12 protein-coding genes and 1 pseudogene are annotated in these 15453 nt (G+C 69.5%); 4 read left to right on the forward strand and 9 right to left on the reverse strand.

The window, feature by feature from the left end; translation table 11 throughout:
- Nucleotides 1–36: 36 nt before the first annotated feature.
- The 8 genes from ABDZ66_RS03030 to ABDZ66_RS03065 all read right to left on the reverse strand — a co-directional run bounded on the left by ABDZ66_RS03030 (nucleotide 37) and on the right by ABDZ66_RS03065 (nucleotide 8081).
- On the reverse strand, nucleotides 37–504 hold the full coding sequence (locus tag ABDZ66_RS03030) for a response regulator (RefSeq protein WP_343755930.1): 468 nt from the start codon (nucleotides 502–504) through the stop codon (nucleotides 37–39).
- A gap of 78 nt (nucleotides 505–582) precedes the next feature.
- Entirely contained in the window at nucleotides 583–1008 is a 426-nt protein-coding gene (locus tag ABDZ66_RS03035) for a response regulator (RefSeq protein WP_343755932.1), read from the reverse strand.
- A 325-nt stretch (nucleotides 1009–1333) separates the two neighbouring features.
- The gene (locus ABDZ66_RS03040) at nucleotides 1334–1744 is read right to left on the reverse strand and encodes a response regulator (protein ID WP_343755934.1); all 411 of its coding nucleotides are present in this window, start codon (nucleotides 1742–1744) and stop codon (nucleotides 1334–1336) included.
- 209 nt (nucleotides 1745–1953) lie between these two features.
- Nucleotides 1954–3993, reverse strand: a complete 2040-nt coding sequence (locus tag ABDZ66_RS03045) for a hypothetical protein (protein ID WP_343755937.1) — start codon at nucleotides 3991–3993, stop codon at nucleotides 1954–1956.
- A 182-nt stretch (nucleotides 3994–4175) separates the two neighbouring features.
- Nucleotides 4176–6257 (reverse strand): fimbria/pilus outer membrane usher protein, encoded by a 2082-nt coding sequence (locus ABDZ66_RS03050; RefSeq protein WP_343755940.1) that lies wholly within the window; start codon nucleotides 6255–6257, stop codon nucleotides 4176–4178.
- Entirely contained in the window at nucleotides 6232–6885 is a 654-nt protein-coding gene (locus ABDZ66_RS03055) for a fimbrial biogenesis chaperone (RefSeq protein ID WP_343755942.1), read from the reverse strand. The genes ABDZ66_RS03050 and ABDZ66_RS03055 overlap by 26 nt, the downstream gene beginning before the upstream one ends.
- A gap of 214 nt (nucleotides 6886–7099) precedes the next feature.
- Nucleotides 7100–7606 (reverse strand): spore coat protein U domain-containing protein, encoded by a 507-nt coding sequence (locus ABDZ66_RS03060; RefSeq protein WP_343755943.1) that lies wholly within the window; start codon nucleotides 7604–7606, stop codon nucleotides 7100–7102.
- Nucleotide 7607: 1 nt separating this feature from the next.
- On the reverse strand, nucleotides 7608–8081 hold the full coding sequence (locus ABDZ66_RS03065; protein ID WP_343755945.1) for a hypothetical protein: 474 nt from the start codon (nucleotides 8079–8081) through the stop codon (nucleotides 7608–7610).
- A 271-nt stretch (nucleotides 8082–8352) separates the two neighbouring features.
- Here ABDZ66_RS03065 and ABDZ66_RS03070 point away from each other — a divergent pair, with 271 nt between their 5' ends.
- The 3 genes from ABDZ66_RS03070 (at nucleotide 8353) to ABDZ66_RS03080 (ending at nucleotide 14000) form a co-directional block, all read left to right on the forward strand.
- On the forward strand, nucleotides 8353–9708 hold the full coding sequence (locus tag ABDZ66_RS03070; RefSeq protein WP_343755947.1) for an AfsR/SARP family transcriptional regulator: 1356 nt from the start codon (nucleotides 8353–8355) through the stop codon (nucleotides 9706–9708).
- Nucleotides 9709–9786: 78 nt separating this feature from the next.
- Nucleotides 9787–11031, forward strand: coding sequence for a tetratricopeptide repeat protein (locus ABDZ66_RS03075; protein ID WP_343755949.1), 1245 nt, complete (start codon nucleotides 9787–9789; stop codon nucleotides 11029–11031).
- A 119-nt stretch (nucleotides 11032–11150) separates the two neighbouring features.
- Nucleotides 11151–14000 (forward strand): EAL domain-containing protein, encoded by a 2850-nt coding sequence (locus ABDZ66_RS03080; protein WP_343755950.1) that lies wholly within the window; start codon nucleotides 11151–11153, stop codon nucleotides 13998–14000.
- A gap of 79 nt (nucleotides 14001–14079) precedes the next feature.
- Here ABDZ66_RS03080 and ABDZ66_RS03085 read toward each other — a convergent pair whose 3' ends face one another.
- Nucleotides 14080–15126 carry a transposase gene (locus ABDZ66_RS03085; protein ID WP_343755952.1) on the reverse strand — a complete coding sequence of 349 codons (1047 nt, stop codon included), beginning with the start codon at nucleotides 15124–15126 and terminating at the stop codon, nucleotides 14080–14082.
- A gap of 99 nt (nucleotides 15127–15225) precedes the next feature.
- Here ABDZ66_RS03085 and ABDZ66_RS03090 point away from each other — a divergent pair.
- Nucleotides 15226–15438 (forward strand): annotated as a pseudogene (locus ABDZ66_RS03090) (DDE-type integrase/transposase/recombinase); the annotation flags it as partial.
- Nucleotides 15439–15453: the final 15 nt, after the last annotated feature.

Here is a 15453-nt window from a genome sequence, read left to right on the forward strand (position 1 = left end):
TGAATGGCTTTGCAGCCCATTCAATCGGAGTCCGTGTCAGCTGCCCGGGAGGCGGACCGGGCGGTCCGGGAACAGGCAGGTGCTCCAGAAGTGCACGAAGCCCTGGACCTGCTGCTCGAAGGCCGTGAAGTCCCGCTGCTTGACGAGGTAGGAACTGGCGAGCAGTTCGTACGCGCGTCCCACGTCACGGGGTTCTCCGGACGTGGAGAGGATCACCACCGGCAGGTGCCGGAGCGCGGCGTCACGCCGGATGCTGTCCAGAACCTCGAAGCCGTTCATCTGTGGCATGTTGAGGTCGAGGACCACGACGTCCGGCAGGGCCGGCGTGGCCCGCAGGTGCGTGAGGGCCTCCACGCCGCCGGAACAGGTGTGGACGTCGAGTTCGTGCTCGCCGAAGACGATGGCGGCCAGTTCGAGGTCCGTGGCGTCGTCGTCGACCAGCAGGACCGACAGGGGCAGGTCGGCCCGGGCGGACGACGTGGCGACAGGGTCAGCGGCTGGCATGACGCTCACCATACCGGACGGGTCGGGCGGCGACTGTGCCAGCCGGCCCGTGTGCGGGGCCGGGCGGGGCCGGGGCGGTCACGGGCGGTGGGGGCGTTTGAACTGACAGCCGGTCCAGAATTTCACGAACTGGTCGATCTGAGAGACGAACTCGCTGAAACTGGCGTTCTTGAGCATGTAGGAACTGGCGATCAGGTCGTACGCCTGCCCGATATCCGCCTCGCTGCTGGAGGTGCTGAGCATCACGACCGGCAGGTGGCGCAGGTCCTCGTCGGCGCGGATGGTGCGCAGCACGTCGAAGCCGCTCATGACCGGCATGTTCACGTCGAGGACGATCACGTCCGGCAGGGACCGGCTGGTGTCCTTGAGCAGACGGATGGCCTGGGCGCCCTCGCTGCAGGTGATCAGGGTGACGTGGTCGCTGTGATCGTCGAACGCCTCCTGCGCCAGCGTCAGGTCCGCCGGGTTGTCGTCAATGAGAAGCACGGTAATGACTTGAGGCATACGGTCCTTAACGTACCTTCATTGTGTGAGTTGAGGGGGCAAAAACCCGCAATCCCGTCAGCGCCACGCCGCACATTAAGCTTCCATAAGTGACGCCCTCACGGGCGGGTGGCGCACCGGATCCGTGCGGCCAGGCAGGCCGCTTCCATGCCCACCCCCACCACCCCCGGCCTCGCCCCGCCCGGTCCCCCGGCCCCATCCGCGCGTCCCGGTTGGGCAGACTGTCAGCCACCGGCAGCTGCATGAACATCAGGGCCTGCCCTGCGGCGCAACCCTGCTGGCCCCGGCCGGGAGGGGCCGGGCGGAGTCACCCTCCCAGTCCGGTTCAGCAGCGCGGCGCGGCGGACGGCAGGGCCCGCCGCGACCGCAGTTCCCCGATCATGCGGTCCACCGACGCCATCAGTCCCTCCAGCGAGGCCTGCTTGATCAGGCAGGCCAGCGTGCCCGGCACGTCCAGCGCGTGTCCGGACAGCACCATGACCGGCAGGCCGCGCAACCGCGGCTCGGCACGCAACGACTCCAGCACCTCCTGACCGTTCATGGCAGGCATCAACCAGTCCAGCAACAGCACGTCCGGCAGCGGGCAGGCCGGATCACGCAGGTACGCCAGGACGTCCGGGCCACTGCGGAACGTCAGGAGATCCACCTCCGCGGCGTGCTCCTCGAACACCTCCTCCAGCAGCAGGAGGTCCGCCAGGTTGTCATCTACTACCAGAACGGTCAGGCGGTCGGACATCAGCAGTGGCATGATGTCAGATCACTCGGCTTCAAGCAATGCTTGCGCGCACGGACCCCGGAGGTGCCCGGGCCGCGGCGCAGGCTCCGGCTGTCTCTGCGGCCCGCAGGACAGCGTTGCGATCCGGGACAGGCGAAAGGAACTGCTGACTGCGGGGGATACCACCCGCACCGGCGCACGATGACCCTCCAAGGTGCACCGGCCGGCGCTCACCGCACCCAGCGGGTGAGCGTCAGGGTGGGTGGGCCCCCGTCCTCGGGTAACGGATTGGTGCTGACCAGGGTCAGTGGTCGCCCGGCAGTGTCGATGTTGACGGCATTGAGAGAGGAGTCGAGCGGGCCGACCGGCCGCAGCGGGCCGCATGATCCGCTCGGACTGCACTCCGCGGTGGCCGGCGGCGCGGCGTTCGTCTGGACACCCAGCACGAGGTGCCCGTCATCGTGGAACGCGGCGGCATCCACTCGCCTGTTCTGGAAGCCGCCGGGCACGAGCGCTACGTCGGTGAGGCCGCCGCCCGTCACGGTCAGCAGGCGCGGTGACGTTCCGCCCGTCACGACCAGCGTGTTCCCGTTCGGCTGAACCCGGCAGGCCAGGAGGTTCGTCCGGGGTAGGGTTCGCGTGACCGTTCCCTGGGCGCTGAAGGTGATCAGCGTGGAGGTGGAGACGGAGTCCATGAGGGTCACGGCGACCTGCCCGTACCCGCTGCAGCTCGGGCTGCGGGGCTGACTGCCGGTCCAGACGGACGCACGGAGGTCATCCAGCGGGTGCCCTGTGGCCTGCTGACCGCTTGAGGTGATCACGAGGGTTCTGAGTCCAGAATCGACCGGGAAAGAGAAGCAACTGAACCCGTCACAAGCCGCGGAATTCCGCTGGTAGGGAGCCACCACCAGCGTGTCTCCACCAGTGAGGGGATGGAAACTGAGTGGCAGGTCCGAGTAGGCGTTGCCTGTTTCGTAGTCCAGTTCGTAGGGCACGGTCACCGACCCGAAGGCGGGGTCGGCGGCGCCGCTGAGGAACCAGCGGTCGATCTGGAAGACCTGCGAGAAGGTGTCGGGAACGGTATGGCCCGTCAGGACGCGGTCCGACTGCAGGACCGCCGATGCGCGGTATGAAGGCAGGCCGGGAAACGATGTCTGCTGAGGGCCGACCAGTGTTTCCCAGGAGAGGCCGCTTCCCGATCTCTCTCCGAACAGCACCGTGTTCTGCCCGTTTGTCTGCAGGTCGGAACCGTACATCTCGAAGCGGCCCAAGACCGGCGTGAAACAGGGATCCTGTGCGCCGCTGGGGGCCGCGCAGGGATCGGCCAGCGCGAAGAGGCTGCCGGTGGGCGCCGAGGCTGGCCCACTGGTGCGCACCGCGTTCAGGCGCGCGCCGAACGGAATGCTGGACCCGGGAAAGTGCGTGACGCGGAAGGTGGCCGGCAGGGCCTGTGCGTTCGGGGCGTTCAGGCCCGCGACCGTGCCGCTCGCCTGCTCCTCGGTCGTCTGGGTCACGCGGATGTCCTCTGCGCTTTCCTGATACACCGCGAACGTGCCGCTCACGCTGCGGGGCGTCGCCGTGCCGGACAGGGGCACCTTGAACGCCAGTGTGACCCGCCCGGCGTAGGAGAGCGTCCCAGTCGGTTCCGGGTGGAACGTGCGGGTGTAGGCGGTGCAGGCGGCGTTCAGGCACACACGCGCCGCGAAGCCCCACGGGAACGGTGCGGGGCCGCCGCCGGTGCGCGCGGTGAGTTCCGTCTCGGTGAACACCACGAGGTCCGATCCGGCCGGGTGGGCCGCGCCGGGGGCGCTCATGCGGTGGGCGGGTTTCACGGCGCGCGCGGCCGCCTCTCCCAGCAGGGTGCCGTCATCACTGCGGACGCTGGTGAAAGCGGTGTCCGAGATGGTCTGTGGGGTATCCACGGCCAGCAGGTACACGTTGCGGCGCTCCGGAGCGTGCACCTGCAGGGTGCTGTGCAGGTAACGTTCCCCCCGGACGGGGTCGTTCACGAAGGGCGTGGGCGTCGTCACAGTGCGGAACTGCACGCCGGTCGCGGGGTCCAGGGTCTGGGGCCGCAGGGCAGCCGCGTCCAGCCACTGGACGCGGCTGCCCTGCGGGTCGGTATCGGCGGTGACCTGCACGTATCCGAGCAGCTCAAGGCGCGGCCGGGAGGTGCCTGGGGCCAGTGTCGGTCCTGGTGATGGTGCCGGCGGCGTGCTGGGTGCGCAGCCGATGAGGGCGGCGCAGACGAAGAGCGGCAGGTGTCGCATGAATTCCTCCGGGGGACTGCCGTGGTGCGCGGCGCTGTGGGGGAAGCTGGGTGTGGTACGGCCTCCGGTTGAATGGGTTGCCAGCACCGTTCAATCCGAGCGGACGCGTAGAGCTGCGCTGCCCAGCGGGGGGAGCAGAGCGGACTGCCGGGCGTGGCGTTGGCAACCCGGTGTATGAGGAGTCAGGAACAGGTGGCGGTCCCGTCGGTGGCCGTCCAGGTGACCGGGCAGCTCCGGTCGTTCCACACGAGTTGGCCCTGTCCGGCCTCCGGGGGGAGGAGTGTCCGGCCGAGGCTGTCCAGGGCCCACTCCTGCCCGGCGGCGCGGACGGTGCCGAACGCGGCGGGTTCATCCGGCCGGGCGAGGAAGGTCACAGTGCGCAGGCGCCTGAAGTTGGTGTGCCAGTCCACCTGCGTGCCGGCGGTGTCCTGCAGGGTGAAGGTCAGCCGGTCCTGCCCGACCAGGACCTCGATGGGCAGGTCGTTGACCTGAACGCTCAGCGTGTGGGGAGTGCCGGGGGTCACGCCGGCCAGCAGGAGCGTGCCGCGCGCGTCCGTGCGCCCGGCCGGCCGGCCATCGAGCAGCAGGAGCAGGTCGGGAAGGCCGGTCTGAACGGCGACCACGCCGCTGTCACCGGTTCGGGACCAGCGGCTGAGGCCGCCGGTGGAGACGAGGACGCTGCTCAGGTTCGCCTGCCAGGTGCCGCGGGTTGTGACGGAGGCGCCGATCCGTGCGGTCGAGCCGCCCGTCACGCCGAGCAGGCTCTCGCCTGGCGTGACCTGCGCCTGTACCGTCCACGGTTCCGCCGGGCGGTACGTGACGTTCAGGGCGCGGCGCTCTCCGGTCAGCGCCTCAATGTCGGTGCCGGGGGCGACCTGCCACGTGACCCCCAGCTGCCAAGTCTGCTCCTGCGCGGTCCACCGGCCCCCGGCGCGGATCCGCAGGTCCGGTCGGGCCTGCCACTGACCGCTGAGGCTGACTTCGGTACCGCCGGCCGTCCAGTCGCCTGCGGCGCGCACCTGCCAGCGGTTCGCGCTCAATCCGAGGTCCACACCGGCGCCTGCACCGTCCCTCTGCGTGCCCCACGTGCCGTGCAGGCCGGCGTGCCAGGTGGCACCGTTCACCTCGCCCTGCGTCCGGTACGACGCGCCGAAACGTGACGCCCAGGCGTCGCCGTTCCGGCTGGTTTCGGCGGTGAGCGCCAGGGTGACCGGTCCGTTCCGGTACGTGCCGGTGACGCCGGCACCAGGGCCTGCGCCGCTCAGGACGCCCTGCGTGCTCCACAGCCAACTGCCGGCCGCGAAGGCGGCCCGCACCTGAAACGACGCGCCACCCGGCGTGACGGTCGCTTCCGCGGCGGCCCGCCAGTCACCGGGATTCAGGGAATGTCGCGGTGCGGGGAACGCCGTGCTGATCGTGCGAAGCCCCGCCTCCTCACGGACGGTGACCTGCACCTCTCCCGCCCGGTCAGGCAGGGGAATGCCCGTCAGGATCAGGGTGCCTGGCGCGGCCGTGACCGGTACGGCGGTGTTGCCGTCCACCTGCACGGTCACGCTGCCTCCCAGTGGAACGGGAACGGTCACGGGAGGAAGGGTCCGTTGACTGACGTGTGCGGCCGTCACGTGCGCGGCGGCACTCAGGCCGGCGGCGTTCCGCTGCACCTGCGCGCCGATCTCCGTGCCAGCCAGCCGCACGGTTGCGCCCAGCACGCCGCTGACACCGATCTGCCCGTCCGTGGCCTGCGTGTCCAGCTGACCGGACACGGTCACCGGTCCCGTCCGGTAGGACGGCCGGATGCCCAGCGTGCCGCTGACGTGACCCCCGGCCGTTCCGGACACCTGCGCGCTGACCGGGACGGTCACGACTGCCCACTCGCCCGGCAGCGCCCCGGACGGCCATTCGGGCCGGACGGTCACGACGGGCAGCAACGTGACGTTCGGCGTGAACGTCAGTTGCAGGGCCGCCTCGTCCACCGTCCACGCCAGTTCTTCCCGGATCAGCGTGCCCTCACCGTCCGGGCAGGGAAGGTCGCGCGCCACGTACCCGCCCTCCCCGGCGCCCAGTGCGCCGCGTTCAATCCACACCCGCGACCCGTCCGGGGCGCGCCGCACCAGCCACTCCCCGCGCGCGGAGGTCCCCATGCGGACGTCCATGATTTCCGCCGGCCACTCGCACAGCTGCGCGCCGGCCGCGCCGGTCAGCCCGGCGCTCAGGAGGGCGGCCCTGGCGAGCTGGGTGCTAGCGGGCCGACACCTTCGCTGCATGCGGCCCTCCACCCGCCTCGAACGTCACGCGTTCCACGCCCTCCGTGAGCGGCCAGCGCATCTCCCCGCCCGCCACGAGGACCAGGCTGCCCAGCGTGCGTCCGGGAACGCTGAGGTTCGCCAGCACGGCCCGCCGTCCCCCGGCGTTCCGCGCTGTCAGGACCGGTCCCTGCGGGCCGCGCTCAGTCCAGAAGGTCACGTCCGGCTCACCGTCCCGCGTGCGGACGTACAGGGGCACGCCGACACTCAGCAGGGACGAAACGGTGGCCATCCCGCCTGGAAGTGGGACCTGCTGCACCAGCACCCGGTACGTTGCCTCCGCGTTCGCGGGGGCCGCGCCGGTGAATCCGGCACGCAACACCTGCCGGGCCCCGGCGGTTACCGTGAAGGTGGGCGGGTTCAGGACCACTTCCGGTGCGGGTTGCAGGGTTTCCTGACCGTCCTGCGATACCCGCAGGACCGTCACGCGGTAACGGGCGGCGTCACGGCCGGTGTTCGTGACGGTGACCGACCCGGCTTTCGAGTGGCGCAGGTCGATCTCCAGGCTCAGTGGCGTGACCTGCAGGGTCGCGGCGAGGGCGGCGCCGCCAAGCAGTGGGCACAGGAGGGCGAGGGAAGCTGGGCGCATTCAGGGGCCTCCGGGGAAGGGTGAGACGGCCTCCGCTTGAACGGGTGACCGAAACCGTTCAATCCGAGAGAAGCGAGTGGGAGCAAAGAGGATGCCGGACGTGGAGGTGGCAACCCGGTGAAGTTCCGGGTGGTCAGCGAAACAAACGGAATCCGTATGAGCCGCCCGCTCCGGGCGGTTCACGCGGGCGGGCAGCGGTCAGGGTGTGAGCGGGTCAGTTCAGCAGGGTGATCTCGACCGTGTGCTGCGCCCGGTACTCACCCGGCACGGGGGTCTGACCGCCGTACAGCAGGAACGTCAGGGTGCGCACGTAGGGAACGGTGGTGGCCGTGACGGTCACGAGCCCCAGCGGGTCGCTGTCGTCCAGCGCGGCGTACTGACCGTTGTCGCTCACGCTGTCGAGGGTGTACTCCAGGGTGTCGGTGCCACCCACGCGGGTCAGGACGGTCGCGCCGCCGGGCGTGGCGGCGCTGGCTGTGACCAGCAGTGAGTACCGGGCGCCTTGCGTGCAGGTCACGCGGATGGTGCCGCTGGCACTCAGGGGGGCGCCGTCGTAGAAGCCGAACACGGCGTCTGAGGTGCTCAGGTCGCAGCCGGCCCCGACCCCGACGGTCACGGTGTACGGCGCGGACCCGCCGGGCGTGAGGGTACTGACGCTGCCAGAGGCGGCGGCCAGTGATTGCCAGGTCAGCAGCGCGAGGAGGGAGGGTCGCCGGCGCATGTCAGTTCATCAACGTGATGTTGATGTAGGTGCTGCCGGTGTGGGTTTGCGGCAGGACGCCGGTCTGCCCGGTGGGAACCGTGACGGTGAGGTCGTAGGCGTCGGTGCCACCGTTACTGGTGACGGTGCTGCCGTTCGTGAAGGTGTACGTCAGGTTGGCATACAGGGAGCTGGTGTTCCCCGTGTTCGACAGGGTCATGAAGCCCGGTCCGGACAGCTGGTACTGCGCGCCGTTGGTGCACAGGACGTTCACGGCGTTGGTGGCCGTCTGCTGCAGGCCGTTCGGGTCGCTCGCGAGGTACGTGCCGCTCACGGTGATGTCGGTGGTGCTGAGGGTGCAGCCGGCTCCGGCGACCACCGTGACTTGCAGGGGCACGCTGTTGCTGGTCGCGGTGGGTGTGACGCTTCCGGTCGCGGCGTGCGCGGTGGAGAGCAGGATCATCAGCGTGCTGAGCAGGGCGGGTTTCGCGTTCATGGGGGACCTCCGGGGCAGAAGCGGATGTGGGGCGAGGAATGCCGGACGCGGACCAGGATCCGGATCGGGGATCCTGAGGCCACTGTGAGGGTGGGTGCGTGAAGGGAACGTCAAGAATCGCCTTCAAACGGCGGGACCTTGTTACGCCGTGTTACCGGTCGCCGGGTCCGCCGGTGGCGCCCGCCAGGGCCTGACGCCTACGCTGGGAGGCGGATTCGACCTGAGGAACGCGTGAACGGCGCGTGAACAGCCTGAACGGGGGAGGATGACCTTGAACCGAGCGGCCGACGGAACGGGAGAGGCGGGCACGCAGGCAACACTGGACGTACTCGGGCGGGTCGCGTTACGGGTGGGCGGCGTGCCCGCCTCGCCGTGCGGGGAGTTGCCGCTGCGCCTGCTGGCCCTGCTCGCGCTGCAGGGACCCATCGGGCGGGAGGAGGCGGCCGATCTGTTGTGGAACGGCACGACCCGGCAGACCCTCCAGAGTCTGCGCACGGCCCTCTCGACCCTGCGCGCGGCGCTGCAGCGCGCGCCCGACGTCCTCGTGGTGTCCGGCGCGAACCTCTCGGTGAACCTGGACACGCTGTCGGTCGACGCGCTCAGGACGCCGGATGAGACGGAATTGCTGCGCTGGTGGCGCGGGCCCCTGCTGGCCGGGCGTGCATGCCGCGGCACGGACCGCTGGCTCGAATGGCGTCTGGGAACCGAAACCCGCCTGCTTGAAGGGCATCTGTCCGCGTTGTTCGTGGCGGCAGCCCGGCAGCGGGAAGGCGGGCAGGCCGAAGCGTTCATGCGCCGCGCCAGGGAACTGTCGGAGTCGTTCGGGGTTCTCCCGCGGGAGCCGTGGGGATCCGCGGCAGGGGGGGGCCTGCTGGGACGGGCGAGGGAACTGGCGGCCCTGCGCTGCGCGACGGGAAGTGTGCACGTCCGGGGTCCGCGCGGAGCGGGCCGGTCGAGTCTGGTGCGGGCAGCCTTTCCGGAGGCGGTCTGGTGCGCGCCGGACGGCGTGAGTGACAGGCCGGACCCCGGGTGGGTCGCGCGGGCAGTCGGGACGGGCCGCGCGGTGTTTGACGATGTGGAGGACATGCCGGAATGGGTGTGGCCGCTGGTGCGTTTTCTGGACGGGCGCGGGTGCCAGGTGATCCTGGTGTCGACGGGTCCCCTGCCGCCCCAGTGGCATGATCTCCCGGTGGTGGAAGTGGGGAGCGTGGCGCGGGAGACGCTGGTCCGCCTCGCTGCCACGCTGGCCCCGGCGTGGTCGGCAGTGGAGTTGCCAGCGCTGATCGTGCTGACGGAGGGCCTCCCGGGACGGGCGGCGCGGCTCCTGCGAGGCGGCGGACCGACCCTGGAAGCGCTGTTGCGGGCGCGCCTGGCGCAGTTCAGTGAGGACATCCTGAGGGTGCTGTGGGTGTCGGACGGACCGCCGGTCGGTGAGATGGCGTGCCTGCGCGAGCGGTGTGGCCTGGACTGCGCCGCGCTGAGGGACGCGGTGAAGGTCCTGACAGACGCGGGCCTGTGGGCGGAAGGGCAGGTGGTGCATCCGCTGGTGTCCGAGGTGGCTGGTCAGTTACTGCCATGGTGGACGCGGCAGCTGCTGGAACCAGGACCGCTCAGCCGCGCGCCGTGAGGCGTCCGGCATCCGGTACGATGAAGCCCGTTGTCCCTCGCGTCTTCCCGAAACCAGCAGACCGGGAGTGTGGAATGCATGAAGCCAGTGCTGACGGCCGCGCTGCACAAAGGAGCCTGCGCGGTGTACTGGCAGGGAGAGCCGCTGGACCTGTCCGAGAAGTGGGTGGTGTTCTACACCCTGCTGGCCGTGCATGAGGACCGGCACGTCACGACTGACGAGCTCTGCACCCATCATCCGTGGAGTCATCTCGCGCCGGACGTGGCGGGCCGGGACCTGTGGCGTTTCACGCGGCAGCACGAAACGAGGTTCTTCGGTCAGAGAATCACGAGCAGTCCGGCCCGCCAGGGGTCCAGAGCCTTCACGGTGTCCAGCGTGCAGGTCGCCTTCCAGCCCGACCGTCGGTCGGTGGCGGATCACCTGCGGAGCCTCCGCTCGCAGGGGGGCGACTTTCCACTGGAACTCGGCGAGTGCACCCTGCTGCTCCAGGGTGGCCTGGTCGACCTGGCCCTGGCCCGGCTGGAAGAACTGCGGGGCCGGGTGCGGAACGCGAATGACGCCGCGCACCTGGAAACCCTCCGCGCCATGTGCCTGGACGAACAGGGCGGATTCCGCGCGACGGCCCCTCACCTGGGCACCCTGCTTCACCTGCTGCACAGCCCCGAGTTGACACGCGTGAACCGTGCACGGATTCTCACGCGGGCCGCGCGGCATCACATGCTCGCCGGTGAGGCGCACCTCGCCCAGGAGACCTTCACGCTGCTGCGTTCGCTGCTCTCCCCGGAAGACGGGCCTGACTACTGTCTGTATCACCTGAACTACGGGCTGTTCCTGCGGCGGCTCGGTGACCTCGACCGGGCCCTTCACCACCAGCGACTGGCGCATGACGTGGCGCTGCGCGTGCAGTGGTGGCACGGCGTGTACTCGGCCCGGTCGAACATGGTTATCGTGTACCTGTCACTGGCGGAAGCCGGGCCGTCAAGGGCGCGGGGCCGGCACCTGGAACGCGCGCTGGAATGGGCCCTGCGTACCCATTCGACCGTTACCATGACCCGCCAGCCCCTGGCGATGGCCGAGACGGCCCTGCTGATCGCGCGGGCGTACCGTCTGCTGAGCCGACCAGCGTGGGCGCGCCACTGGTTGAGGCGCGCGGCGGCCACCGCGCACCACCCGGACGCGCACGAGCATCTGGCGCGATGCTGGGAGGAGCTGGCCCTTCTGGAGCATCAGGAAGGCAACCTGTTCACTGCCGAGCAGGCACGCCAGCGTGCCGAGCAGGAACGTGCACTGAACGCTTGCAGCCCCTGCAGCGACGGGCACTGACCGCTGAGGTCACCAGCCGTCCCTCTGCCGCAGCAGGTGCGCGGCATACGGACTCGGGTTGAGGGCAGGACCGTGCCTGAAGGCGGCCGGTCGGGGGCCCGGCCTGATACGCTGTGGGCATGCTTCAATCCGGGCTCACGTTCGTGGGTGCTTTCGCGCAGTTCAGTGACGGTGTGGCCCTGATTGACCTGGATCTGAAGTTCCGGGATGCGAACCGGGCGCTGGGCCGCTGGCTGTCTCACGTGAGCGCGGCGGTGCCCGGCGCGGAGACGCTGGCGGACCTGCTGCATCCGGCGGACCTGCCGGGACACCTGCGGGCGGTGGGGGAGGTGCTCGGCGGCGCCCGGCGGGAGGTGTCGTTCCCGGCGCGGCTGCATCCGGCGCAGGGGCCGGCGTGGGTGTCGGTGACGGTCTCGGCCGTGAAGGGCGAGGTGGGCGTGGCGTTGCTGGTGGTGCGGGCCGATCCGCAGCGCGCCGTGGTGCTGGACCTGCAGGCGCAGCTGGCGGCGGTGACCGCCGAGGCGGAACGCTGGCGGCTGGCGCTGAACGGCAGTCATGACGGCGTGTGGGACTGGTACCCGGAGCGCGGCACGATCTACGTGTCGCCCGCCTGGAAACGCATCCTGGGGTACCACCGCGGGTCGCTGGAGGTGACGGTGGACGTGTGGCGCGACCTGATCCACCCGGACGACCTGCCCGGGCTGCTGCCGCGTTACCAGCAGCATGTGACGCTGGAGACCTCGGCGTACGAGTTCGAGCACCGCATGCGTCACCGCAGCGGCCGGTGGGTGTGGGTGCTGCTGCGCGGTCAGGTGAGCGCCTGGCACGCCGACGGAACGCCGGAACGGGTGACGGGCACGCTGCGGGACGTGACGGCGCAGGTGCGGGCGCGCGAGGAGTTGCAGCGCACCCGTGATCACCTGCAGGCGATCATGAACGCCGTGCCGGGACTGATCGGGTACAAGGACCGGGAGTTGCGTCACCAGTACGGGAACGTCGCGTACCAGGAGTGGTACGGGCGGCCGCACGCGGAGTTGCGCGGCATGCACGTGCGCGAGGTGATCGGGGAGGAGATGTACCGCCAGAACGAGCCGTTCATGCGCGCGGCGCTCGCCGGGACCAAGCAGCAGTTCGAGCGGCACCTGACGGACGCGCAGGGCCAGGAGCGGCACGTGCTGTTCTCGTACGTGCCGGACCTGCATGACGGGGAGGTGCGGGGCATGTTCGTGCTGGCGGTGGATATCACCAGCCGGTACCAGGCGGAGCAGGCGCTCCTCGAGGAACGCGAGTGGGCGCGCACGACCCTGAAGTCGATCGGGGACGGCGTGATCACCACCGACCCCCACGGACAGATCACGTTCATGAACCCGGTCGCGGAGAACCTGACCGGCTGGGCCGCGGCGGACAGTGAGGGCCGCCCGATCGAGGAGGTCATGCACCTCAGCGGCGCGGGGGAGACGCTGGCGGTGCGTAACCCGCTGCGGGTGGCCCTGCAGGACCAGCGGGTGGTGGGCATGGCCTTCGACACCAACCTGAACAGCCGGACCGGGACGGTGCGTGCCATCGCGGATTCCGCCGCGCCGATCCGCCGGCCGGACGGGACGATGCTGGGCGGCGTGATCGTGTTCCATGACGTCAGCGAGACGCGGGCGATGGCGGTGCGCATGAGCCACCTCGCGCAGCACGATCCGCTGACGGACCTGCCCAACCGGGTGCTGTTGCAGGACCGGATCCAGCAGGCGCTGGCCCGGTACCGGCGGGGCGGGGGGCCGTTCGCGGTGGTGTTCATGGACCTCGATCACTTCAAGTACGTCAACGATTCGCTGGGACACCACGTGGGTGACGAGCTGCTGCGCGCCGTGGCCCGCCGGCTGTGCGAACTGGTGCGCGAGACCGACACGGTCAGCCGCCAGGGCGGGGATGAGTTCGTGCTGCTGCTCACCGAGCTGCGCACGGCCCTGGAGGTCCGGGCGTTCACGGACCGCCTGGAGGCGCGGCTGGCGGAACCGTACCGGATCGGGGAGCACGTGCTGAGCACCTCGTTCAGTCTGGGCATCGCGATGTGCCCGACCGACGGGGAGGACGTCGGGACGCTGCTGCGGCACGCGGACGTGGCCATGTACCAGGCCAAGGCGGCCGGGCGGGGGCGGTCGCAGTTCTTCTCGCAGGAGCTGCTGGCGTCCATCGAGCACCGGCACCGGCTGGTCACGCAGCTGCGCGCGGCCTTGGCTCAGGGGGCGTTCACGCTGCACTACCAGCCGAAAGTGAACGCCGTGACGGGCGCCCTGATGGGCGTGGAGGCGCTGCTGCGCTGGGCCCTGCCAGACGGCACGCCGGTCTCTCCGGCGGAGTTCATTCCGGCGGCCGAGGAGAGCGGCCTGATCCTGCCGCTGGGGCAGTGGGTGCTGGAGCAGGCCTGCTTGCAGGCGCGCGCGTGGCAGGCGGCCCTGCCGGAGGCGGTGCCGGTCGCGGTGAACATCTCCGCGTTGCAGTTCGCGCAGCCGGAATTCGTGTCGCGGGTCCGGGGGGCGCTGGCGATGAGCGGCCTGGCGCCGGCGCTGCTGGAACTGGAGATCACCGAGAGCCTGCTCGCGCCGCATCCCGAGGCGGCCCGGGAGCGGCTGCAGGTGCTGCGGGACCTGGGCGTGCGGCTGTCCATCGATGATTTCGGAACGGGGTTTTCCAGCCTGAGTTACCTGAAGCTGTTCCCGGTGCACACCCTGAAGATCGACCGGGCGTTCGTGCGGGACGTCGCAACCGACCGGAACGACGTGGCGATCGTGGAGGCCGTCATCGGGATCGGGCAGGCCATGAACCTGGAGGTGCTGGCCGAGGGGGTCGAGACGCCACGTCAGGTGGAGGTCCTGACCCGGCTGGGCTGCGCGGCCATGCAGGGCTACCATTTCGCGCGGCCCATGCCAGCCGACGAGATGACCGACTGGATCCGCCGGCGTGGCGCCGACCATTAGAGCTGCCGCGAAAGTCAGTCTGATACGGATTCCGTTTGTTTCGTTAACCAAGAGTTTCCACTTCCCTGCCGATGTCGTGTCACGCGGCCTTAAGCAGGAGTCCGTCCTGCTCCATCCCGGTCAGGACGTACTTCTCAGCATTCTGAGCTGCCTGCCGTTGTGCGGCCCGCCACGTCATGCCCGGTACTTCCCGACGCACGCGTAGCACCGCGTGAAAGGCCTCCACCACGCACCACACCCAGTTCTCCTGCGCCTGGATCGTCCGGCAATGACAGCGTCCCAGTCCCAGGTTCTGCTTGAACAGCCGGTGAATCACCTCGATCCCCCAGCGGGCCTTCCAGGCCCGCAGCAGCGAACGAACCGTGACGTCACCACCGAACGTGCTGAACAGGAAAAACCGTGTCCACTCCCCATGCACCTTGCGCCACACGATCAGGACATCGAACCCACCGACCTCACGGGCGACCGGCAAGCGGCGGACACGCCACCCGAACTCCGCGTACAGGTGGCAGCGTTCCGGAGGGAACTGCCGGCTCAGCGCACCGAGGGTGAGGGACTCACCCTCGAACTGCACGGTCATATTGGCTTTGGCACGAATCAAGACCGGAATCTGATGCTCGCGACTGAAGGTCACGGCCGCGTCCCGCCCGAACTCCCCATCCAGCAGCAGACCCGCCATGGGGACGCCCGCCGCGAGGCAATCCTGGACGACGTGGATCATTTCCTGAGTCGCTGTACGGTACGGATAGCGCTCTGTATGCAGGGCCTGGGACACCTTGAAGCGCTCCAGCAACGGAACTGGATCTTCACCGAACCTGACCAGGGCCGCGGAGGTGAACTGATGGCCCAGACGGGTCTGGGCCTGACCGCTGTAGTGGTAATTGACGCCTTCCATCGTCCGTCCGGCGTGGGGCACCATGACGAAATCAATGGCCAGGAACGCGCCTTCCGGCGCGTTCCTGGCTCGACGCTGGAGGTCTTCCGTCGATGCGAAGGAGTCCCGCGCCATCTCCTGGGAGATGGCGCTTCTGCGCAGGGGGCTGTAGGGAACGAGACCGCTGAGGCTGGTGATTCGGTTCAGCTGCGCAGTGATGATGCTGTGCGGTAGGCTGGGCGTGCGAGGCATAGTCACTTCGCATCAAGGCCCATGAGACCGGGGAATTTCAAGCCCCTGCCTCCTGGGCCTTCGTGCTGGTCGCTGTTCTCTCGCCCGTGGAAACTCTTGCTACCGATGCATGAGGGCTGGCTGTACCTGGCGACGGTGATGGACCTGTATTCGCGGAAAATTGTCGGCTGGGCGCTGAATGAGCGACTTCAGACGCCGCTGGTCACAGCGGCGTTGGAGATGGCCGTAGGGCGTCGGAAACCACCAGGAGGACTGCTGCATCACTCGGATCGAGGAAGTCAGGGTGGATTCAAACAGTGGTCGCAACACCTCAACTTAGGGGGTTGT

Source organism: Deinococcus depolymerans (assembly GCF_039522025.1).
Taxonomy (GTDB): domain Bacteria; phylum Deinococcota; class Deinococci; order Deinococcales; family Deinococcaceae; genus Deinococcus; species Deinococcus depolymerans.

Coding starts and splice junctions, on each gene's coding strand:
- ABDZ66_RS03030 (WP_343755930.1), bottom strand. CDS start 504: ATGCCAGCCGCTGACCCTGTCGCCACGTCGTCCGCCCGGGCCGACCTG.
- ABDZ66_RS03035 (WP_343755932.1), bottom strand. CDS start 1,008: ATGCCTCAAGTCATTACCGTGCTTCTCATTGACGACAACCCGGCGGAC.
- ABDZ66_RS03040 (WP_343755934.1), bottom strand. CDS start 1,744: ATGTCCGACCGCCTGACCGTTCTGGTAGTAGATGACAACCTGGCGGAC.
- ABDZ66_RS03045 (WP_343755937.1), bottom strand. CDS start 3,993: ATGCGACACCTGCCGCTCTTCGTCTGCGCCGCCCTCATCGGCTGCGCA.
- ABDZ66_RS03050 (WP_343755940.1), bottom strand. CDS start 6,257: ATGCAGCGAAGGTGTCGGCCCGCTAGCACCCAGCTCGCCAGGGCCGCC.
- ABDZ66_RS03055 (WP_343755942.1), bottom strand. CDS start 6,885: ATGCGCCCAGCTTCCCTCGCCCTCCTGTGCCCACTGCTTGGCGGCGCC.
- ABDZ66_RS03060 (WP_343755943.1), bottom strand. CDS start 7,606: ATGCGCCGGCGACCCTCCCTCCTCGCGCTGCTGACCTGGCAATCACTG.
- ABDZ66_RS03065 (WP_343755945.1), bottom strand. CDS start 8,081: ATGAACGCGAAACCCGCCCTGCTCAGCACGCTGATGATCCTGCTCTCC.
- ABDZ66_RS03075 (WP_343755949.1), top strand. CDS start 9,787: ATGAAGCCAGTGCTGACGGCCGCGCTGCACAAAGGAGCCTGCGCGGTG.
- ABDZ66_RS03080 (WP_343755950.1), top strand. CDS start 11,151: ATGCTTCAATCCGGGCTCACGTTCGTGGGTGCTTTCGCGCAGTTCAGT.
- ABDZ66_RS03085 (WP_343755952.1), bottom strand. CDS start 15,126: ATGCCTCGCACGCCCAGCCTACCGCACAGCATCATCACTGCGCAGCTG.